Genomic DNA, 21,426 nt, shown 5'->3' on the forward strand with positions numbered 1-21,426 from the left:
CATTATAGAAAGAATGGGGGGCGCTATGCCCCCCATGGTGTATTTAACAACCTATTACCGATACACAAGATGTGTAGCAGATAATGTCAGTTATGTTGATTAATCAAGCGTACGCTTAATTTCAACCACTTCAAATACTTCAATCTGGTCACCAACACGAACATCGTTGTAGTTCTTCACGCCGATGCCACATTCGTAACCGTTCTTAACTTCCTGAACATCATCTTTAAAGCGACGTAATGATTCCAACTCACCTTCGTAGATAACGACGTTTTCACGAAGAACACGAATTGGATTGTTGCGCTTAATTAGACCTTCAGTAACCATACAACCTGCGATTGCACCCAGTTTAGGTGACTTAAATACGTCACGCACTTCAGCAAGACCAATGATTTCTTGTCTGAATTCTGGCGCAAGCATACCGCCCATGGCTTGTTTCACTTCATCAATCAATTGGTAGATGATGGAGTAGTAACGTAAATCTAAGTTTTCCGCTTCAATAGTGCGACGAGCTGAAGCATCAGCACGAACGTTGAAGCCAAGGATGATTGCATTAGATGCCGCCGCTAGTACAGCATCAGTTTCAGTAATACCACCAACACCTGAACCAACCACACTTACTTTCACTTCTTCAGTTGATAGCTTGTGTAGAGAGTCAGTAATCGCTTCAACAGAACCCTGTACGTCAGCTTTCAATACTACGTTCAACTCAGCAACTTCACCCGCTTCCATGTTAGAGAACATGTTTTCAAGTTTCGCTTTCTGTTGACGAGCAAGTTTCACTTCACGGAATTTACCTTGACGGTAGTTCGCTACTTCACGTGCTTTACGCTCATCACGAACAACTGTCGCTTCATCACCAGAAGAAGGAACACCAGATAGACCGATGATTTCTACAGGGATAGATGGGCCTGCTTGAGTGATCTCTTTACCATTTTCATCGCGCATTGCACGAACACGGCCATACTCTTGACCACATAGTAAGATGTCACCTTTGTTCAAAGTACCAGACTGAACAAGAACCGTTGCTACTGGACCACGGCCTTTATCAAGACGAGACTCAACAACAACACCTGACGCCATACCATCAGCAACCGCTTTAAGCTCTAGGACTTCAGATTGTAGAAGAATCGTTTCTAGCAACCCTTCAACATTGGTTCCTTCTTTAGCAGAGATGTGAACAAACATGTTCTCACCGCCCCACTCTTCAGGAATAACGTCATATTGAGCAAGCTCATTCTTAACGTTGTCAGGGTTAGCACCCTCTTTGTCAATCTTGTTTACAGCAACAATTAGAGGCACTTCAGCAGCTTTGGCGTGCTGGATTGCTTCAATTGTTTGTGGCATTACGCCATCATCTGCAGCAACAACAAGAACAACGATATCGGTAGCTTGAGCACCACGAGCACGCATAGCGGTAAACGCGGCGTGTCCCGGAGTATCTAGGAAAGTGATCATGCCGTTGTCAGTTTCAACGTGATAAGCACCGATATGCTGAGTAATACCACCCGCTTCACCCGAAGCAACGTGTGCTTTACGGATATAATCAAGTGTTGATGTTTTACCATGGTCAACGTGACCCATGATAGTAACAACTGGAGCGCGAGGCACTGCATCTGCTGTGTCATCACGATCAGACAGTACCGCTTCTTCTAGCTCATTCTCTTTACGTAGAACAACACGGTGTCCCATTTCTTCAGCAATAAGCTGTGCTGTTTCTTGGTCAATAACCTGATTAATAGTCGCCATAGCGCCCATTTTCATCATGGTCTTGATGACTTCGGTTCCTTTAACTGACATCTTATTCGCCAGTTCAGAAACAACGATAGTTTCACCGATCACAACATCTTGCTTAGCCACTGTTGCTGACTTATCAAAACCGTGCTGCATAGAAGTTGGTTTCGCTAACTTACCTTTACGACCTTTACCACGTTGGTTTCGACCACCGCGAGCTTGGTTGTTTTCAGCTTTGTCTGCACCAGCCGCTTTCTTTTTACGCTTGCGACGACCCGCCGATGCTTTTGCATCCGCTTCATCTTCTGCTTCACGCGCATAAGTAGAAGTGGTTACGTGATAATCAGAAGACTCTTCACGTTCTTTCTTCTTCTTCTCTTCTTCTGACCAGCGTTCTTGGTTCTCTTCCGCTAACTTGCGAGCTTCTTCAACAAGCTTAGCTGCTTCTTCTTCCGCTTTTCGTTTCGCTTCTTCTTCTTGGCGACGTTGAAGAGCATCCGCTTCACGCTTAGCTTCATCTTGTTTCGCTTTTTCTTTAGGATCTGTCATTGGCTCTGCTTTTGCTTGAGCTTCACGTTTTGCTTTATCAGCTGCTTCACGCTTGGCTTTTTCTTCAGCTTGACGTTTTGCTTCTGCATCACGTTTCGCTTTTTCTTCAGCTTCACGTTTTGCTGCTGCTTCCGCTTCACGTTTTGCTGCCTCTTCTGCTTCGCGTTTTTCAGCTTCTTCAGCTTCACGCTTGGCTTCTTCGTCAACGGCGCTACGTTTTACGTATGTACGTTTTTTGCGCACTTCGACTTGTACATTCTTACTCTTACCGCCGCTCGCTGCAACACTTAATGTGCTGCGAGTTTTACGCTGTAGTGTCAGACGAGTAGGCTGAGCTTCGCCAGTCGTATCGCCATGCTCTTTTTTAAGGTGAGCGAGAAGATGTTGCTTTTCTTCATCTGTAACATTGTCTTTGCTGGTCTTTTTCATCCCAGCATCAGCAAGTTGTTCTAATAAGCGCTCCACCGGCGTTCCGATTTCATCACTCAGTGCTTTAACTGTAAGTTGCGTCATTACGCTACCTCCTTGCTGAAATTATTCTTCGTCACCAAACCAACAGATATTACGCGCAGCCATAATTAACTCGCCCGCTCTCTCATCTGATAAGTCATCGATACCTTCTAGGTCATCAATACCTTGGTCTGCTAAATCTTCTAGTGTAACAACCCCTTTGGCTGCTAACTTATATGCCATTTCGCGCTCAAGACCTTCTAATGCTAGTAGATCTTCCGCAGGCTCAAGGCCTTCAAATGACTCCTCTTGCGCTAAGGCAAGTGTGGTTAGTGCGTCTTTCGCACGGCCACGCAATTCTTCAACGATCTCTTCGTTCAAGCCATCAACTTCTAGTAACTCGCTTACTGGAACGTAGGCAACTTCTTCTAGAGTAGAGAAACCTTCTTCAACCAAAAGCTCAGCAAAATCTTGCTCGATATCAAGATACTTCATGAAGTTCTCAATAGAGGCAACAGACTCTTCTTGGTGCTTCTTAGCTAGGTCTTCAACCGTCATAACATTCAGTTCCCAACCGGTAAGTTGAGAAGCAAGACGAACATTCTGACCACTACGGCCAATCGCTTGTGCTAGGTTATCGGCTTCAACAGCGATATCCATTGAGTTGGTGTCTTCATCTACGATGATAGATGCAACATCCGCTGGAGCCATTGCATTGATAACAAACTGTGCTGGGTTATCGTCCCAAAGCACGATATCAATACGCTCGCCACCAAGTTCGCCTGATACAGCTTGAACACGTGCGCCACGCATACCAACACATGCACCCACAGGGTCAATACGACGGTCGTTCGTTTTCACTGCGATTTTAGCTCTAGAGCCTGGATCACGTGCTGCACCTTTAAGCTCAATCAGCTCTTCTGCAATTTCTGGCACTTCGATACGGAAGAGTTCAGTCAGCATTTCAGGCTTAGAGCGAGTAATAAATAGTTGGAAACCACGCGCTTCAGGGCGAACGGCATACAACAGACCACGAATACGGTCACCTGGACGGAAGTTTTCACGCGGAAGTTGATCATCACGCATGATCACAGCTTCTGCATTGTTACCTAGGTCAAGAATGATGGATTCACGAGTCACTTTTTTAACTGCACCAGTAACCAGCTCACCTTCGTTATCGATAAATTGTTCCACTATCTGAGCACGCTCAGCTTCACGAACTTTTTGTACAATAACTTGCTTAGCCGTTTGTGTTGTAATGCGGTCAAAAGTTACTGACTCAATGTCATCTTCAACGTAATCACCAACTTCAAGAGTTTCGTCTTCATACTTAGCCGCTTCAATAGAAATCTCTTTTGTTGGATTTTCTACTTCTTCAACAGCCATCCAGCGGCGAAAAGTATCAAAATTACCTGTTTTACGATCGATTTCTACACGAACTTCGATTTCCATTTCGTGTTTTTTCTTAGTCGCAGTCGCTAGTGCAATTTCTAACGCTTCAAAAATTCGCTCACGAGGAACAGCTTTCTCGTTAGAAACGGCTTCAACTACCGCTAAAATTTCTCTGTTCATTAATCTAGCCTCTTACTAGTTCTTCTCTCTAGGAGAACTAAAATTTAGGGATCAGGTTGGCTTTTGAAATATTGCTCAAAGCAAATTCTTCATCTTGTCCTTCCACAGCAATAACGATGGTGTCACCATCAGTTGATTGGATAACACCTTTCCATTTACGGCGGTTACCCATAGCCATCTTCAGAACAACACTGACCTCGTGACCAATAAATTGTTGATAGTGTTCAGTTTTAAAAAGTGGTCGTTCCAGACCTGGTGAAGAAACTTCCAAGTTGTATGCAACAGAGATGGGATCTTCAACATCAAGAACAGCACTTACCTGATGACTTACTTCTGCACAATCATCAACATTAATCCCATTCTCACTATCTATGTATACACGTAGTGTTGAGTGTTCGCCTGCGCGAATAAACTCTAATCCAACTAACTCATATCCTGATGCTTCAACAGGTGATGTCAGCATTTCAGTTAATTGTCTTTCTAAACCAGTCATTTAACCACTCCAGAAACAAAAAAAGGGCTCAGAGCCCAATCTAAATTCCAAGCAAAAATACCTAATAAACTGCAAAAACAGAAAATTAGATAATAAAAAACCCCGATAGTCGGGGTTTTTTATTGCTGGACCCTGATACACCAAGTAGCTTTATCAAATCTACTTAGCTCATAGTTAATGCGACTCTGTAAATCTACATTAGCTATGATTACTTGAAAATCAGACTCAGTGAGTAATGGTTGCGGGGGCCGGATTTGAACCGACGACCTTCGGGTTATGAGCCCGACGAGCTACCAAGCTGCTCCACCCCGCGTCCGACTGCCGAGCATTATACGCTCAACAGATTGATTTACAAGTTACCATCAAATTATAAACACGTTTTTTGTCAATATAATTTAATGGTGCCGAGAGAGGGACTTGAACCCTCACACCCTAAGGCACTAGCACCTCATGCTAGCGTGTCTACCAATTTCACCATCTCGGCATTTTAAGCGGTACGCTTACTGAGGAATTTCACTGCCTTTTTCTGCAGGAATTTCACTCGGTACTTCTGTAACTTGTTCCTGAACGACTTCACCTTGAGTAGGATCAACCCATACAGATTCGGTTTTATGTGTTGCTAAATTACCGAAAACTAAAGCTACAGCAAAGAATACTGTTGCACAAATTGCGGTCATTCGGGTTAAAAAGTTACCTGAGCCACCAGCGCCAAACACTGTGTTTGAAGCACCAGCTCCGAATGAAGCTCCCATGTCTGCGCCTTTACCTTGTTGAATCAACACTAAGCCAATTAAACCGGCGGCTGCTAACAGGTAAATCACAAGTAGAATGGTTGTCATTTTTCCACCTATGTTTCTAATCGTTTTGCTCGAGATTTCAGTTTCACTGAAAAAACAAGCTTCCTCCAGTATCGAAGGCCGAGCAATACTATAGGAATGCCTCGATACTGACAAGTAAAAAAAAGCAAAATCGATAAGATTTCGTCTAATCGGTCACTAAAGCAACAAAAGCCAGTTTTATTGCTTTGGTGACACGGTATTCACTCAAAATAGAGAGGCACTACACCTCAATAATATGCTTGTGTAACACTGGTTTAGCAGCAGGCTTTAACCGCATCGGCGATATCAAGAGCAGATTGTTGTACTAGTTGAGCGTCTTCCCCTTCAACCATTACTCGAATAAGAGGCTCCGTGCCCGACTTACGTAATAACACACGGCCTTTACTACCCAGCTCCGCTTCTACTTTCTCTACAGCAGCTTTTACTAAATCAGAGTCAATAGGGTTCGAGCTTCCTGCAAAGCGCACATTCTCCAACACTTGTGGATAAAGTGTCATACCTTCCGCCAACTCTTTAAGGCTCATATCGCTGCCAACTACCGATGCCAGTACTTGCAATGCTGCGACGATCGCATCACCTGTGGTCACTTTATCCAGTAAGATGACATGGCCTGAGTTTTCGGCACCAATCAACCAATCTTTCTCTTTCAGTAGTTCCATAACATAACGGTCGCCAACCGCGGCACGAACAAATGGAATGCCTAACTGTTTCAGACCATTTTCCATACCCAGATTAGTCATTAGTGTGCCAACAACACCACCTTTAAGTTCCCCTCTACGAAGAGCATCCCGGGCAATAATGTATGCTATTTGGTCACCGTCAATCACGTTGCCTTCGGCATCAACCATTATGATTCGGTCACCATCACCATCAAATGCTAAACCGAGATCCCCTTGCTCTTGAACAACTCGCTGTTGAAGAGCTTTAACATCAGTTGCACCAACACCTGCGTTAATGTTGGTGCCATTTGGTTCTACACCCATAGCAATGATGTCTGCACCTAATTCTTTAAAAACCGCAGGTGCAATGTGGTAAGTGGCACCATTGGCGCAATCAACCACTATTTTCAATTTAGCTAGATTTAGATTTTTAGGGAACGTACTTTTACAAAACTCAATATAACGGCCGGCAGCATCTTCCATACGAGACGCTTTACCTAGCTCGGAAGAGTCAACACAGACTAACTCTTTGTCTAATTCAGCTTCTATAGCCAGTTCAACGTCGTCGGGTAATTTTGTCCCTTCGGATGAAAAGAATTTGATGCCGTTGTCATAGTAAGGGTTATGCGAGGCAGAAATAACAATACCCGCTTCAGCACGAAAAGTTTGGGTTAAGTAAGCAATGGCAGGTGTTGGCATTGGTCCTGTTAATGTTGCTTTTAAGCCTGCAGCGGCAAGACCCGCTTCTAATGCCGATTCCAGCATATAACCAGAGATTCGAGGATCTTTACCTATAATCACTTGTCGTGTGCCTTGCTTAGCAAGTACTCGACCTGCCGCCCAGCCTAATTTCAGCACAAAATCAGGAGTAATAGGATACTGACCAACTTTACCGCGAACACCATCGGTACCAAAATAACGTCTTTTCGACATAACTATTTCCTATCTATTTCTTATTCTTTAACGTCATATCTACAACTTTCATTGCATCAATTGTCTGTTCAAAATCATGCACTCGTATAATATGAGCACCTTTTATTGCAGCGATAGTAGCACAAGCAATACTGCCTGCCATGCATTCTGCTGGTTTCTTGTTAAGAACATTGAAGAGCATTGATTTTCGTGACATCCCTGCCAACAAAGGCAAACCAAATGTCTCGAAGCTATCAAAGCTATTTAGCAGCTGATAGTTGTCTTCGAGGGTTTTGCCAAAGCCAAAACCGGGATCAAGAATCAATTGTTGACGCTCAATGCCAGCGTCCATACACGCTTCTATCCTCTGTTGCAAGAACGCTTTAACGTCGCTAATTAAGTTGCTATAGCTGGGATTAATTTGCATGGTATCAGGCTCTCCTTGCATGTGCATGATGCATGCAGGTACTTGATAATGCGCGACCACATCTAATGCTTCCGGTTGAGACAAGGCACGAACGTCATTAACCATATCGGCTCCTGCTTCTATTGCCTGTCGCATCACCTCCGCTTTGCTGGTATCTATGGAGATCCAGATATCGTACTTTTCTCTAATAGCACCAATAACAGCAATCGTTCGATTCAGCTCTTGTTCAAGAGAGACAGCGGGAGCTCCGGGACGAGTAGATTCACCACCGATATCAATAATGCTGACACCAGCTTCGACCATCCGTCCGGCTTGGGCAACAGCCCGCTCTACGCTATTAAACTGTCCACCATCGGAAAACGAATCTGGCGTCACGTTTAAGATGGCCATTACTTGAGGCTTATCCAGTTTAAGCGCTCTATTTTTCGATTTTATTATCATAAGCATACAAAAAGACCCCAGCATAGCCGAGGTCTTATTCTTATCTAGTTATTGCTTTACGCATCGCTGTCTTTAGAATCGCTCTCTGCTTTCTCTTCTGTTTTCACAGTAGCAGTTTTCTCTTCTTGCTCAGTTTCTGCTTTGGCTTCTTGTTTTTCAGGTTTCTGCATCGCTTCTTTTGCTTCAGCTTTTGCCTTTTCGACTTTAGCTTCTGCATCTGCGCTCCAACCCTGAGGTTCACGAATCTCTTCTTTACGCTCCATCAAGTCATCAATCTGACCAGCATCAATGGTTTCATATCTCATTAATGCATCTTTCATGGAATGCATAATGTCCATATTACTCTCAAGAATTTCTTTGGCTCGATTGTAGTTTCGATCGATTAGCGTACGAATTTCATCATCAATTAGCTTGGCAGTATCATCAGACATATGTTTAGTTTGAGTAACACTACGCCCTAAGAATACCTCTCCCTCTTCTTCAGCATAAAGAAGCGGACCAAGCTTCTCAGAGAAGCCCCACTGAGTCACCATTTTACGAGCGATATCTGTGGCTCTTTCGATATCATTAGAGGCACCAGTAGATACTTTATCTGCACCATAGATGATCTCTTCTGCCAAACGGCCACCATACAAGCTGGAAATCATTGATTCCAGATGCTGACGAGACATACTGATTCTATCTTGCTCAGGTAAGTACATAGTGACACCTAATGCACGTCCGCGAGGAATAATAGATACTTTATATACAGGATCATGTTCTGGTACTAAACGACCAACAATCGCGTGCCCAGCTTCATGGTATGCAGTTGACTCTTTGGTGTCTTCAGACATAACCATGGAACGACGCTCTGCACCCATCATGATTTTATCTTTAGCAAGTTCAAACTCAACCATAGATACATTACGCTTGTTACCACGTGCAGCAAACAGTGCTGCTTCGTTCACTAGGTTTGCTAGATCAGCACCTGAGAACCCCGGCGTACCACGTGCAATCAATGATGGTTCAACATCACCAGATAGAGGCACTTTGCGCATATGTACTTTTAGAATCTGCTCACGACCACGAACATCCGGTAAACCAACCACTACTTGACGGTCAAAACGACCTGGGCGAAGTAGAGCTGGGTCAAGTACGTCAGGACGGTTGGTTGCTGCAATAACGATAATACCTTCGTTACCTTCAAAGCCATCCATTTCTACTAGCATCTGGTTTAGAGTTTGCTCACGCTCATCATGACCACCACCAACACCAGCACCACGTTGGCGACCTACGGCATCAATTTCATCAATAAAGATGATACATGGCGCGGCTTTTTTCGCTTGTTCGAACATGTCACGCACACGAGATGCACCAACACCAACGAACATTTCAACAAAATCAGAACCGGAAATAGTAAAGAACGGTACTTTTGCTTCACCTGCAATTGCTTTAGCAAGCAAGGTTTTACCTGTACCCGGAGGACCAACCATCAAGACACCAGTCGGTATTTTGCCTCCCAGCTTTTGGAATCGGCTTGGGTCACGTAAGTAATCTACTAGTTCTTTTACGTCTTCTTTGGCTTCATCACAACCCGCCACATCAGCAAAGGTTGTTTTGATCTGCTCTTCGCTCATCATGCGAGCTTTGCTCTTACCAAAAGACATCGCGCCTTTTCCGCCACCTCCTTGCATTTGACGCATAAAGAATATCCATACGCCAATAAGCAGAATCATTGGGAACCAAGAGATAAATATCGTTCCTAATAAACTTTGCTCTTCAGGTGGTGAACCTTGAACTTTTACGTTTTTATTGATCAGATCATCAAGCAGCTTCACGTCATAGAAAGGCATATACGTTACGTAGCGTGAGTTATCACGACGATAGAATACGATTTCCTTATCGTTGAATTGCGCTTCACGAATTTGGCCTTGACCAACTTCTTGTACAAATGTGGTGTAATCGACTGTTCTGCCGTTACTTTCTCCAGGTCCAAAACTCTGGAACACCGACATCAAGACAACAGCGATTACCAGCCACAGAATTAAATTTTTTGCCATGTCACTCAAGGTGTCAGCCCCTCGATAACTAATTGTAATTAAAAGTAGAGTACTACAGTTTTTTCACTGTAGCTACAGTGTAGTGTTAACCTTTATAACCCTTTGCAACGATATAAACTTCTTTAGAACGTGCTCTGGATGAATCCGGCTTTCAAATTTTCACGACTTTACATAGCTCGCGTACATCTTAACGTATTGATCAAAGCCTTCACCTTGGAATACCTCAACCACAAAACTAACATCGCTAGCTAGAACTTGTCGACACATATCCAACGCAAGTTCGACTAAATATATAGCGCTTGGTTGATTTACCGACAATTCCCCTGCCATCTTAGGTGCCTTATCAGAGATAACAATATCAACCACTATCGGGTTGAGTTGTTTCTAACAAAGCTTCTAACACAGCATCTTCACGAAAGTCACCTTGCTGGAAACTCACCCCAGTGATTGAGTCTATGGGGTAAAATATCACACACAATAACTTGACCTTCATCACCGACTATCAGGGCTGCGTATTGTGAACACTCTGCTAGAGCCGCTCCCAAGTCAACAACCGACATATCCGGTTTAAGACGTTTATCTTTCTGCAAACAACTCATGCAACTTTAAAAATTACGCGAGATCGACAGCCTTTTCTCTTAGCTTCGCTGACATATTTATCACCGAAATGCTCTTTAAGCCAGCGCCCTGAACTTGCAGAATGTATCTGTTTACTCATTCTCATCTTAGTAGATGATGATAGCTCATCAAATAAAGTATGGTAGAAAATATAGTCTTCGTGATTAGATGGCGTTAAAATAGAGTTTTTCAACCCTAGAAACTGTATATCTTTTAAATTTTATTATAGTAAAAGATAATAACTTCCATCTACTTAAATATAATTGGCCGCGTAATGAAACTAAGCACCAAACAAAAACAGCATCTTAAAGGCCTAGCACACAACCTGAAACCTGTCGTGCTAATGGGCGCTAACGGACTAACAGAAGCTGTACTAGCGGAAATTGAAATTGCTCTTGACCACCACGAGTTAATCAAAATAAAAGTTGCCTCTGAAGATAGAGAAACGAAACTACTTATTATTGATGCGATTGTTCGTGAAACTGGCGCAGAAAAAGTACAAACCATTGGTAAAGTACTGGTTCTATACCGTCAGTCGGAACAGCGTAAAATCGAGATCCCTAGAAAATAGCAGGATGTCTAACAATAAAAAAAGACCACTTTCGTGGTCTTTTTTTATTGTGATAATCTGACATTTGCTTAGATATACTCAACCTTGTCGATTTCGTAATCTTTGTCACCGCCAGGAGTTGAAATAGCAACTTCATCCCCTTCCATCTTACCAATTAATCCACGGGCAATAGGCGAACTTACCGAAATACGACCCGCTTTAATTTCTGCTTCATCATCACCAACAATTTGGTAAGTCGATTCAGCATCGGTATCCAGATCAATCAAAGTAACAGTAGTACCAAATATAATTTTGCCACTGTTATCCATCTTAGTAACATCAATTACCTGAGCAACAGATAGCTTATATTCGATATCACGAATTTGTGCTTCACAGATACCTTGCTCTTCACGAGCCGCATGATATTCCGCATTTTCTTTTAGATCACCAAGCTCTCTCGCTTCAGCAATCGCTTCAGAAATAAGCGGACGACGCTTTAGTAACACATCAAGTTCATCTCGTAGCTTTTTTTCGCCACGAACAGTCATTGGGACTTTTTCCATTGTAAAAAACCTCTACATCCAATATTTACTTTGGACAAAATAAACCCGCTCAGGGCGTTGCTGAGTCGGGAAGATAGAATGGGTAATAATTTAGTCTAGTGTAAACAAAGATTCGAGCTTGGTCATCATTAATCACGTTTTGTATCACAAAAATCTCTCAATCCTCATTTCAATCAGCATAAAGCAAATATTTTCGCCACATTAATCATCTAAAAAAAACTAAATTTCTCTATTTTCACCCTTCACTTAGAAAAGCATTCAAACCTTTATATTTCAATAAGTTAATCCATATAAAAAACATAAAAAACAATGTTCGATAACGCCTTTTATATCATTTTACTAACGAGATTAGGAACTTTAACGGTACAAAGTGGTTACCGGAAAAATGCTGTTCCATTCGATTTCGAAGCAATAAGTATTTACACGAAATTAATTTTCGCATTTTTCAATAATCGTGAATAACAACAGTAAGTCACAGTAGATTAGGAATAACACAATGAAAAAAACATTTTTAGCTTTAGCAGTATCAGCAGCAGTAGTTGCTACTGGAGCAAATGCTTCTGACGGCAAACAAGATGGAAGCATCGAAGGTACAACAGTTTACAGCTCAAATGGAAACTCGTTGGAAATCGGTGGTCGTGCTGAAGCTCGCATGTCTTTAAAAGATGGCAAAGCTGCAGATAACTCTCGCGTTCGTCTAAATTTCTTGGGTAAGACACAGATTACTGACGGCCTATATGGTGTTGGTTTCTACGAAGGTGAATTCACAACTGCCGACAACGGCGGTGCAACTGACAGTAACAGCGACTCGCTAACAAACCGTTATGCGTACGCAGGTATTGGTGGTACTTATGGTGAACTTACTTACGGTAAAAACGATGGTGCACTAGGTGTTATCACTGACTTTACCGATATCATGGCTTACCACGGTAACTCTGCAGCAGACAAAATCAACGCAGCAGACCGTGCTGACAATATGCTGACCTATAAAGGCCAATTTAGCGATTTCGACCTAAAAGCAAGCTACCGCTTCGCAGACCGCATTGACAATGATCCTTCAGGCGAGTTCACTGAAAATGCAGCGGATGGCTACTCACTATCTGCCATTTACTCTATTGGCGACAGTGGTGTAAAACTAGGTGGTGGTTATGCTGAGCAAGATAAGAGCAATGAGTATATGCTAGCAGCATCATACCGTATTGGCGGCTTCTATATTGCTGGTAACTTTACTGACGGTGAAAAAGACTTTGATAGCGATCAGTACAACAACACTAGTGGCCTAAACGATCACTTCTCGGGTATTCAAGATTATCGTGGTGTTGAAGCAGCCGTTGCCTACAACCTTAACCAGTGGGTATTTACCTCAACGTATAACACAGCAGAAACTGATGGTTACACAACTGCAGATAACATTGCTGTAGATGCAACATACTACTTCAAGCCTAACTTCCGTGCATACGCTTCTTACAACTTTAACCTAATGGATAAAGATGACGTTGTAGCTTCATCAGCGATTGGTGAAATTGCAGCAGAGAACGAAATGGCTCTAGGTCTACGTTACGACTTCTAATTATCAAACCTTGCTATTCATTTAGCAGTCTAGATAACCAAAAGGCTCGCGTTTACGCGAGCCTTTTTACCATATAAACAACCTAAACAGAGCAACTTCTCCGCTCCGTCTAAAAGATGACACTTCACAGCGACAGCCTTACAGTTAACAGCAACTAAAAACTGATAAATACAGGCGAAAAGTCCACAGCGACTGGACAAACTCTAACTATTAAACAAATTAACCACCGTTCCGACAGATTTATGTGATTAGAAAGGAGCCTGATAGGGTAAATTGTGGTTATACTGGTACTCATGTCTAGTTACCTTAGTTTCAGTATGCGACGTCTATTATTAATACTACTGTCTGTTTTCTCATTCCAAGTATTCGCCTATTTCCCATTAAGTTACCTTCCGCAGGGTAGCCGCGTAGGTCTATCTGTTATCGCCAATAATCAGCAACAACTAAGTATTAATGACCAACAACTCTTTCCACCTGCAAGTACTCTTAAAATAGTGACGGCTTTAGCCGCTAAGCTTGAACTAGGCGATAACTTTCGATTTGCGACTCAGATAGAGCGTCACAACAGTGACGTTGTTATTCGCTTCTCTGGCGACCCCACACTCACCAGTGATGATCTTGATGCGCTTTTCTTGCAGTTTTCCTCTCAAGGAAGCAAAGAGATAAAAGGAAACCTGCTGTTAGATAACAGTGCATTTACCGGTTACGAGCGAGGTGTCGGTTGGCCATGGGATATTTTAGGTGTTTGCTATAGTGCTCCCGCTAGTGCCATTACCCTCGATAGCAACTGTGTTCAAGCGTCTATTTACAGCAAAAAAAATGGTTCGACTCGGGTTCACGTTCCTGCTCATCAACCTATTGTTGTCACATCAACAACCTCAACGGTCTCTAAAACCGAAATGAAAGAGCAACAGTGCGATCTTGAATTAACCACGTCGAACAATAACCATTATTTACTTTCAGGTTGTATGACTGAACGAAAAAAACCGTTACCGCTAAAATTTGCCGTGCAGGATACCAGCATGTATACCATCGCAACAATTAAGCGCTTAATGTACAAATACAATATTCGTTTATCTGGCGAGATATTAGTAAAAAGTAGCACTACGGGTGACATTATCGCGACTCATCACTCAAAGCCTTTGCCTGAACTTTTAAGTATTATGTTGAAAAAATCCAATAACTTAATTGCCGATAACTTAACCAAAACGATGGGCAAGCGCTTTTTTGTCCAAGCAGGTAGCTTTACTAATGGGACAGAAGCTATTAAGCAGATCATCTATAGTAAAACCAACATAAATTTAAACGATGCACAGCTAGCGGATGGCTCTGGATTATCTAGAAACAACCGTATGACTGTCAGTGATATGAGTCAGGTTCTCAATTACATTTGGAAAAACGACAAAGAACTTGATTTGTTGCAGCTGCTTCCTATTGCGGGAGAGAGTGGCACCCTTAAGTATCGACAAAGCATGCGAAAAGCCCCCATAAAAGGGCAATTACAAGCCAAAAGTGGCTCTCTTTATGGAAGCTACAATATGGCAGGCTATATGCTTGATAAAACAGGTCAGCCCAAAGGGACATTTGTACAGTTTATTACCGACTACTACATAGATAAAAGAGAGAGTGACGCAAGCATCACCCCTCCCATTTTTCAGTTTGAAAAGCACTTTTTTAACGACTTGGTTAATTTAAACCTAAGAAGTGGTTCGCTACAGTAAAGTAGATCCATATGCCGGAAATATCCACTACAGAGGCAAGCACAGGGCTCACTAATACCGCAGGGTCGAGCTTGCATGCTCGCGCAAGTATCGGCAATAAACCACCAATTACCGTAGATATAACCACCTGAATAAATAACGCCACAGCAATTGATATCGCAATACTATCAATGTCAAAGCCATTTACCGTACTTTGATTGAAAAAGAGCACTCGACCAATAATAACAACCGCCACCACAAGCGCTAAGCAAACAGCGATACGGCTCTCTTTCCAAAAAACATTCAACCACTGCCGCTTTTTAAGCTCTCCTGTTGCTAATGCTCGGATCACTAAGGTTGCAGCTTGCGATCCCGTATTGCCGCCTGCAGCCGCAATGACAGGCATATAAACCGCCAATAGTATTAACTGATTAAGTGTGTCTTCATATTGGGCAATGATCATTCCAGATACAATACCCAACAATGCCAACATCACAATCCAGCCAACCCGCTGCTTAACATGCTCCAGCACACCAGTGGTCAAATACCCTTTTGCCGTTTCGGCTTCAGAGCGGATAAAACCTAATTGATGGGCATAATGACGAGCGCGTTTATCAAACCCAGTGAGTTCTAATTGTTGAATAAGATGTTGTACATAATTGACAGAACAGTTTTCCAATATCCCTACAGCTTGCTCTATAGGCATCACTGAGAGTAAATGTACTTGCTGTTGCTCTTCATACTTAAGAAAAGCATTTTTCGCTGCCCCTATTTCATCATTTGAATATGGGCAAGCAGTTTCAATGAATATATTGTTCATTACCGTCATGGCAAATCTCCCGATTGGCTGTTGGTAACGACCATCAAGCGAAAAGCACCCAACTGTTTATTAAACAGTTATGCTTATATTTCACTGAGCAGGAAATAGGAGAAAAAAAAGAAGAGTTTGAAACGTAGTTCTTCTACCGGAAGGCAGAAGCGGAGTGCAACAATACCTAACGGGCTATTTTTCTCCCTTCATACTAGGAGGATGGTCGGTATTGTTCATAAAAATCTCCAGATATACTGCGACTTGCAGCGGGCTGAATTTTAACGGTCTAGAAGAAAATTTGCACGAAAAAAATGAAAAAAAAGAGCACTTTTTTAGCGCTCTTTTCATGACAATAAATGTGGCTGTAAATCTTAGTCTTAGCGTTTCACTTTAACCTAAAGTAACACGAGCAAATTTACGCTTACCAACTTGATATACCGCCGTTCCTTTTTCAGGAATCAGTTTGGTATCTTCTATCTTTTTACCATCAATTTTAGCTGCGCCTTGACGGATCATACGCATAGCATCAGAGGTAGAACTAACCAAAGCCGCATCTTTAAGTAGATTGCCAATGGCAATACCAGCATCAAAAGTAAACTCAGGCATTTCGTCTGGCATCGCCCCTTTTTGGAAGCGATTGATAAACTCTTGTTCAGCGGCATCAGCATCTGACTGACTGTGGAAGCGAGCAATAATCTCTTTTGCCAGCAGAATCTTAATATCTCTTGGATTCTTTCCAGCTTCTACATCTGACTTAAACTGCTCGATCTCAGCTAAAGGACGGAAAGAGAGAAGCTCATAATAGCTCCACATCAAGTCATCAGAAATAGACATGATTTTACCAAACATCTCACTTGGAGCTTCACTAACACCAATGTAGTTGTGAGCAGACTTGGACATTTTCTTCTCGCCATCCAGTCCTACCAACAGAGGCATCATCAAAACGCATTGTGGCTTCTGTCCATTGGCTTTTTGTAACTCACGACCCATAAGTAGGTTGAACTTCTGATCCGTTCCACCAAGCTCAACATCTGTTTCCATCGCTACAGAGTCATACCCTTGTAATAATGGGTACATAAATTCATGAATAGCAATAGGTTGCCCACCAGCATAACGCTTTTTAAAATCGTCACGCTCTAACATACGAGCCACAGTCTGATGAGAAGCCAGCTTAATCATACCCGCAGCACCAAGTTCATTTAACCACTCAGAGTTAAACTGAATTTTAGTTTTGCTTGGGTCAAGAATTTTGAATACTTGCTGTTTATACGTTTCGGCATTCGCTAACACGTCTTCTCGAGTTAACGGCGGACGCGTGGTGTTTTTACCTGATGGGTCACCAACCATACCGGTGAAATCACCAATCAAAAACGTCACTTCGTGACCAAGTTCTTGAAACTGGCGAAGCTTGTTAAGAATAACAGTATGACCAAGGTGAATATCTGGTGCTGTCGGATCGGCACCCAGTTTAATTCTTAAAGGTCGGTTCTCTTTTAACTTTTCAATCAACTCTGCTTCAGGAATTAGCTCTTCTACACCGCGCTTAATTTCAGCTAAAGCTGCTTCAATACTCGCCATTTCTGTTTGCTCCCACGAATTTGGCAAAAAATACTATCCGCACATCTTACTTGAATAGCTATGTATTTTGAAACCAGTTAGACTCTCCTATTGTCTTTTTTCACTAATATTTAGCAAAGATTGAACATGCTCTCGACTTTTTTACGTCTGCCACTTATCCATCGAGCACTGATTGTGCTGATTTCAGCATTGATCACCGTTGTATTGTTCTTGCCAGATAGCTCTGATTTAACTAAAAATCAGTCTACACTTGCAGTGGGTAAACTCTATCCCGTCACGATTAATTTTGAATCTTTAGATATTCACAATTCCGCGCTACCAAAATCGACTGTTCGTTGGGAAAAATACAAAGTTGCTTCAGGAGAAAGTGCAGCCGTACTCTTTAAACGTATTGGATTAAGTGCAAGGCTACTTCATAACTTAATTAACAGTAATAAAGATATCAACAACCAGCTCACTCGTTTGCGTGTGGGTGAAGAGCTGTTATTTGGGTTTGATGACAATCATCAACTGCTGCAAATTAAACGTGTTATCACACCATTTGAGACATTTCGAATCACCAAGTCTGGCGATACATACACCAGTGAATTTGAGAAGAAAACCGTCAATATTCAGTACAACTACACTGAAGCAGTGATTACCTCTAATTTCTGGAATGCTGCACTCTCTGCCGATCTCACGCCAAATCAAACGATGGAACTGGCGGGAATTTTTGGCTGGGATATTGATTTTGCATTAGACATTCGCTCAGGAGATAGTTTTAAAGTTCTCTATGAAGAAAAAATAGTCGAAGGCGAAATAATGGGCAGAGGCAAAATTATTGCCGCAGTGTTCACCAACCAAGGTGACACCTTTAAAGCCATTTTAGATGATAAAACTGAAAACTATTATGACGAAAATGGTCGCGCTATGAAAAAAGCATTTTTGCGTTCTCCTATCGATTTTCGTCGTGTTACCTCTAATTTCAATCCTCGCCGCCGTCATCCAGTTACGGGTAAAGTCGTCGCCCACCGAGGTACCGATTACGCAGCGCCAGTGGGCACACCTATTTGGGCAGCAGGAGACGGCATCGTCGAGAAGTCAGGTTATAATAAGTACAATGGTAATTACGTATTTATCCGTCATAGCAATACCTATATCACCAAGTATCTGCATATGAAAAAGCGCTTAGTCAGAAGTGGACAAAGAGTCAAACAGGGACAAAGTATTGGCACTTTAGGCGGCACAGGGCGAGTAACCGGACCTCACTTGCATTACGAATTCTTGGTTAACGGTGTGCATAAGAATGCTCGTACGGTAAAACTGCCTCAGTCTAAATCGCTGAAAGGAAAAGATAAACAGACCTTTATGGCCAATGCTAAAATTCGTTTAGAGAAGTTGGAACGATACGGAAAATTATTGTTTTCAAATTAAGGTTAGAAACAGATTTAAACCTAAACACCAATCACATAAAAAAATGGGCTCTACGCCCATTTTTTTTATCAATATACTTTTAGCAACCTTTAGCCACGATGAATAGCATCATTCGCCTGTTTCAATAAACTCTGACTCTCAGACATAAATTGCTGCGAATAGTCACCAAACCAATGACTCACCTGATTAAAGCTTGTCACAAATGCTTCCTTGTCATGACCATCCAACACAGATATTGCTTGGCCAAAACAGTGGTGAAAACGCTTAATCATTTCAATATTTTCTTGTGAAGAAAGAATAATATCTGCATATAAATTAGGGTCTTGAGCAAATAGGCGCCCAACCATGGCGAGCTCTAGTCGATATATTGGTGAGCTTAGTTGTAACAGCTTATCTATATCTGGGTTTTCTCGACTTAAATGCAGCCCATAAGCGAAAGAAGTAAAGTGTCGAAGGGCTTGTATCAATGTCATTCCATGGTCATGCTCAGCGGCATCAATTGCGCTTAAACTTGCCCCCCAAATCACAAACTGATCCAGCAACCATTGATAATGTTCTCCACCTCGACCATCGCTGTAGACAATGACCTGCTTTGCTAAACTCGGCACATCAGGACCAAACATAGGATGAAGCCCGACAACGGGGCCGGAATGAACCTGTAGCATTCGCTGTAACGGAGCAGACTTAATTGAGGTTAAATCACATAGAATACAATCCTCCGGTAACCCAGCTAACCGATCAATCACACCTTCCGTTAGATGAATAGGTACCGTCACCACCACTAAACCTGCATCACTAAGCAAGGTATCAGCGTGTTCCCAATCTTGGCTGCCCAGTACTTTTACCTGATAGCCGGACAGTTCGAACATTCGACGAAACAGGCCACCTAGCTGCCCGTGACCACCAACGATAACGATGCTTCTTAACTCAGGATTTAAACACTTAAAACCCGAATCATTTTCACTGGCATAAGATTCTCGCATTGTTCTTCGTAAGATATCTTCGATCAGCTGAGCTGGAACACCCTGTTTTTCCGCTTCACTGCGACGTGAAGCCAGCATAGCCGCTTCTCTATCAGGAGCATAAATAGGCAATCCATGCTCACTTTTCACTTCGCCTACCTGCTCCACCAATGATAAACGCTCCGCTAATAATTCAATCATCTGTTTATCAACGGAATCTATTTTATCTCGTAATGCCTTTAACTCTACCGCCATTAAGGTTGCCTTATTCTACTTTATTACATCTATAACTAGGGTCTGTTTACCTTTCGAGTACAAATATTGTTCAATCTGAAATCGGTTTGAGCAAGGCATGAGGAGAGCAGCATAGTTATCCTATGTAAGCGACTCATAACACAGCTCAAGATGTTTTCAGATTACTTTAACCTATCTTCTAGGAATGGCACTAGCTCTTTATGTGCATGACGTAATAGTGCCTCAGTTGCAGCCCAATTTATACACGCATCAGTAATTGATACACCGTACTGCATATCTTCCAATGCGAGATCAGAAGATTGGTTCCCTTCATTAATATGACTTTCAATCATCAAACCAATAATTGACTTATTGCCTTCTCTAATTTGATGAATAACATCTTCCGCAACCAGTGGCTGACGACGATAATCTTTACGAGAGTTAGCATGGCTACAATCCACCATCAAGGATGCATCCAAATTGTGTTTTGCCATCTCTTCTTCACACTCGGTAACCGATACCGAATCATAATTGGTTTGTTTACCACCACGAAGAATGACATGCCCATCGGTATTGCCTTGAGTAGTCAATAGTGCCACTTGACCATCACGATTAATCCCCATAAATCTATGACTGGACGCAGCCGCTTGCATCGCATTGATCGCAGTTGCTAAGTTGCCATCTGTTCCATTTTTAAACCCAATAGGCATAGATAAACCGCTCGCCATCTCTCTATGTGTCTGAGATTCTGTTGTTCTGGCACCAATCGCAGCCCAGCTAAAAGTATCCGCCAGGTACTGAGGGCTAATAGGATCCAGCGCCTCTGTTGCTAATGGTATTTCCATTTCAGCTAAGTCCACCAGCAACTTACGACCAACATGCAGACCATGTTCAATGTCAAAGGTACCGTCTAATTGTGGGTCATTGATTAAGCCCTTCCAACCAACGGTTGTTCTTGGTTTCTCAAAGTAGACACGCATGACGATATAGATTTGATCACTGAGTTGCTCAGAAAGGGTTTTTAAGCGTTTCGCATACTCTTTTGCTGCATCTATATCATGAATTGAGCATGGTCCACACACAACCAGTAAACGATGATCTTTCTTATGAATGATATTTGATATAGTCTGACGGGACTCTTGAATAAAACGTCGAGCATTATCACTCAAGGGTAATTTATCTTTTAGTTGATTTGGAGTGATCAGAACCTGCTCATCACTAATATTGACATTACTTAATTCACTTCTTTCCATGCTCATTTCCGTACAAATTAATTTACACTTAGAATTTATGTGATAATCAAAACCACCTA

The 21,426-nt window shown here is 42.3% G+C and carries 16 protein-coding genes, 2 tRNA genes and 1 pseudogene; 4 read left to right on the plus strand and 15 right to left on the minus strand.

The features are described from left to right. Window positions 1-99: 99 nt before the first annotated feature. The 10 genes and pseudogenes from infB to rlmE all read right to left on the minus strand — a co-directional run bounded on the left by infB (window position 100) and on the right by rlmE (window position 10,833). Window positions 100-2,796, minus strand: coding sequence for a translation initiation factor IF-2 (gene infB, locus CHJ_RS11700; protein ID WP_317917735.1), 2,697 nt, complete (start codon window positions 2,794-2,796; stop codon window positions 100-102). A 21-nt stretch (window positions 2,797-2,817) separates the two neighbouring features. After that, window positions 2,818-4,305: a transcription termination factor NusA gene (gene nusA, locus CHJ_RS11705; RefSeq protein ID WP_171751317.1), complete on the minus strand. Its 1,488-nt coding sequence runs from the start codon at window positions 4,303-4,305 to the stop codon at window positions 2,818-2,820. A 37-nt stretch (window positions 4,306-4,342) separates the two neighbouring features. Next, on the minus strand, window positions 4,343-4,798 hold the full coding sequence (gene rimP, locus CHJ_RS11710) for a ribosome maturation factor RimP (protein ID WP_171751316.1): 456 nt from the start codon (window positions 4,796-4,798) through the stop codon (window positions 4,343-4,345). A gap of 236 nt (window positions 4,799-5,034) precedes the next feature. Next, a tRNA-Met gene (locus CHJ_RS11715) sits at window positions 5,035-5,111 on the minus strand. A gap of 86 nt (window positions 5,112-5,197) precedes the next feature. Then, a tRNA-Leu gene (locus CHJ_RS11720) sits at window positions 5,198-5,282 on the minus strand. Between the two features lie 16 nt (window positions 5,283-5,298). Next, on the minus strand, window positions 5,299-5,637 hold the full coding sequence (secG, locus tag CHJ_RS11725) for a preprotein translocase subunit SecG (protein ID WP_171751315.1): 339 nt from the start codon (window positions 5,635-5,637) through the stop codon (window positions 5,299-5,301). Between the two features lie 254 nt (window positions 5,638-5,891). Further along, window positions 5,892-7,229 carry a phosphoglucosamine mutase gene (glmM, locus tag CHJ_RS11730; protein ID WP_171751314.1) on the minus strand — a complete coding sequence of 446 codons (1,338 nt, stop codon included), beginning with the start codon at window positions 7,227-7,229 and terminating at the stop codon, window positions 5,892-5,894. Window positions 7,230-7,242: 13 nt separating this feature from the next. Then, window positions 7,243-8,076 (minus strand): dihydropteroate synthase, encoded by an 834-nt coding sequence (gene folP, locus CHJ_RS11735; RefSeq protein ID WP_317918117.1) that lies wholly within the window; start codon window positions 8,074-8,076, stop codon window positions 7,243-7,245. Between the two features lie 56 nt (window positions 8,077-8,132). Further along, window positions 8,133-10,124 carry an ATP-dependent zinc metalloprotease FtsH gene (gene ftsH, locus CHJ_RS11740; protein ID WP_171751313.1) on the minus strand — a complete coding sequence of 664 codons (1,992 nt, stop codon included), beginning with the start codon at window positions 10,122-10,124 and terminating at the stop codon, window positions 8,133-8,135. Window positions 10,125-10,200: 76 nt separating this feature from the next. Next, window positions 10,201-10,833, minus strand: a pseudogene (gene rlmE / locus CHJ_RS11745) (23S rRNA (uridine(2552)-2'-O)-methyltransferase RlmE). Window positions 10,834-11,007: 174 nt separating this feature from the next. Between rlmE and yhbY the strand changes: the two are divergent. Next, the gene (gene yhbY, locus CHJ_RS11750) at window positions 11,008-11,304 is read left to right on the plus strand and encodes a ribosome assembly RNA-binding protein YhbY (protein WP_171751312.1); all 297 of its coding nucleotides are present in this window, start codon (window positions 11,008-11,010) and stop codon (window positions 11,302-11,304) included. Between the two features lie 68 nt (window positions 11,305-11,372). Here yhbY and greA read toward each other — a convergent pair whose 3' ends face one another. Next, a complete protein-coding gene (gene greA, locus CHJ_RS11755; protein WP_171751311.1) occupies window positions 11,373-11,846 on the minus strand; it encodes a transcription elongation factor GreA in 474 nt (157 codons plus the stop codon). Window positions 11,847-12,342: 496 nt separating this feature from the next. Here greA and CHJ_RS11760 point away from each other — a divergent pair, with 496 nt between their 5' ends. Then, window positions 12,343-13,416, plus strand: a complete 1,074-nt coding sequence (locus tag CHJ_RS11760; protein ID WP_317917736.1) for a porin — start codon at window positions 12,343-12,345, stop codon at window positions 13,414-13,416. Between the two features lie 317 nt (window positions 13,417-13,733). After that, complete coding sequence (dacB, locus tag CHJ_RS11765) at window positions 13,734-15,137, plus strand: serine-type D-Ala-D-Ala carboxypeptidase (RefSeq protein WP_317917737.1); 1,404 nt, start codon at window positions 13,734-13,736, stop codon at window positions 15,135-15,137. On the opposite strand, the gene CHJ_RS11770 is transcribed toward dacB, so the two are convergent. Then, on the minus strand, window positions 15,103-15,945 hold the full coding sequence (locus CHJ_RS11770) for a magnesium transporter (protein WP_171751308.1): 843 nt from the start codon (window positions 15,943-15,945) through the stop codon (window positions 15,103-15,105). The genes dacB and CHJ_RS11770 overlap by 35 nt on opposite strands. A gap of 372 nt (window positions 15,946-16,317) precedes the next feature. Then, on the minus strand, window positions 16,318-17,505 hold the full coding sequence (gene tyrS / locus CHJ_RS11775) for a tyrosine--tRNA ligase (RefSeq protein ID WP_317917738.1): 1,188 nt from the start codon (window positions 17,503-17,505) through the stop codon (window positions 16,318-16,320). A 126-nt stretch (window positions 17,506-17,631) separates the two neighbouring features. Between tyrS and CHJ_RS11780 the strand changes: the two genes are divergently transcribed. After that, a complete protein-coding gene (locus CHJ_RS11780) occupies window positions 17,632-18,918 on the plus strand; it encodes a peptidoglycan DD-metalloendopeptidase family protein (RefSeq protein WP_171751306.1) in 1,287 nt (428 codons plus the stop codon). Between the two features lie 89 nt (window positions 18,919-19,007). Here the strand turns inward: CHJ_RS11780 and tyrA are convergent, their stop codons facing one another. Beyond that, the gene (gene tyrA, locus CHJ_RS11785) at window positions 19,008-20,135 is read right to left on the minus strand and encodes a bifunctional chorismate mutase/prephenate dehydrogenase (protein ID WP_171751305.1); all 1,128 of its coding nucleotides are present in this window, start codon (window positions 20,133-20,135) and stop codon (window positions 19,008-19,010) included. Window positions 20,136-20,296: 161 nt separating this feature from the next. Further along, a complete protein-coding gene (locus CHJ_RS11790; RefSeq protein WP_317917739.1) occupies window positions 20,297-21,367 on the minus strand; it encodes a 3-deoxy-7-phosphoheptulonate synthase in 1,071 nt (356 codons plus the stop codon). Between the last annotated feature and the right edge of the window lie 59 nt (window positions 21,368-21,426).

This window comes from Vibrio sp. MACH09 (assembly GCF_033238805.1).
Taxonomy (GTDB): domain Bacteria; phylum Pseudomonadota; class Gammaproteobacteria; order Enterobacterales; family Vibrionaceae; genus Vibrio.

What these genes read in the sequence shown, in the direction of transcription:
- CHJ_RS11790 (WP_317917739.1), bottom strand. Translation starts at nt 21,367, where the DNA reads ATGGAAAGAAGTGAATTAAGTAATGTCAATATTAGTGATGAGCAGGTT.
- yhbY (WP_171751312.1), top strand. Translation starts at nt 11,008, where the DNA reads ATGAAACTAAGCACCAAACAAAAACAGCATCTTAAAGGCCTAGCACAC.
- CHJ_RS11780 (WP_171751306.1), top strand. Translation starts at nt 17,632, where the DNA reads ATGCTCTCGACTTTTTTACGTCTGCCACTTATCCATCGAGCACTGATT.
- greA (WP_171751311.1), bottom strand. Translation starts at nt 11,846, where the DNA reads ATGGAAAAAGTCCCAATGACTGTTCGTGGCGAAAAAAAGCTACGAGAT.
- dacB (WP_317917737.1), top strand. Translation starts at nt 13,734, where the DNA reads ATGCGACGTCTATTATTAATACTACTGTCTGTTTTCTCATTCCAAGTA.
- nusA (WP_171751317.1), bottom strand. Translation starts at nt 4,305, where the DNA reads ATGAACAGAGAAATTTTAGCGGTAGTTGAAGCCGTTTCTAACGAGAAA.
- infB (WP_317917735.1), bottom strand. Translation starts at nt 2,796, where the DNA reads ATGACGCAACTTACAGTTAAAGCACTGAGTGATGAAATCGGAACGCCG.
- rimP (WP_171751316.1), bottom strand. Translation starts at nt 4,798, where the DNA reads ATGACTGGTTTAGAAAGACAATTAACTGAAATGCTGACATCACCTGTT.
- tyrS (WP_317917738.1), bottom strand. Translation starts at nt 17,505, where the DNA reads ATGGCGAGTATTGAAGCAGCTTTAGCTGAAATTAAGCGCGGTGTAGAA.
- folP (WP_317918117.1), bottom strand. Translation starts at nt 8,076, where the DNA reads ATGATAATAAAATCGAAAAATAGAGCGCTTAAACTGGATAAGCCTCAA.
- tyrA (WP_171751305.1), bottom strand. Translation starts at nt 20,135, where the DNA reads ATGGCGGTAGAGTTAAAGGCATTACGAGATAAAATAGATTCCGTTGAT.
- CHJ_RS11770 (WP_171751308.1), bottom strand. Translation starts at nt 15,945, where the DNA reads ATGACGGTAATGAACAATATATTCATTGAAACTGCTTGCCCATATTCA.
- secG (WP_171751315.1), bottom strand. Translation starts at nt 5,637, where the DNA reads ATGACAACCATTCTACTTGTGATTTACCTGTTAGCAGCCGCCGGTTTA.
- CHJ_RS11760 (WP_317917736.1), top strand. Translation starts at nt 12,343, where the DNA reads ATGAAAAAAACATTTTTAGCTTTAGCAGTATCAGCAGCAGTAGTTGCT.
- glmM (WP_171751314.1), bottom strand. Translation starts at nt 7,229, where the DNA reads ATGTCGAAAAGACGTTATTTTGGTACCGATGGTGTTCGCGGTAAAGTT.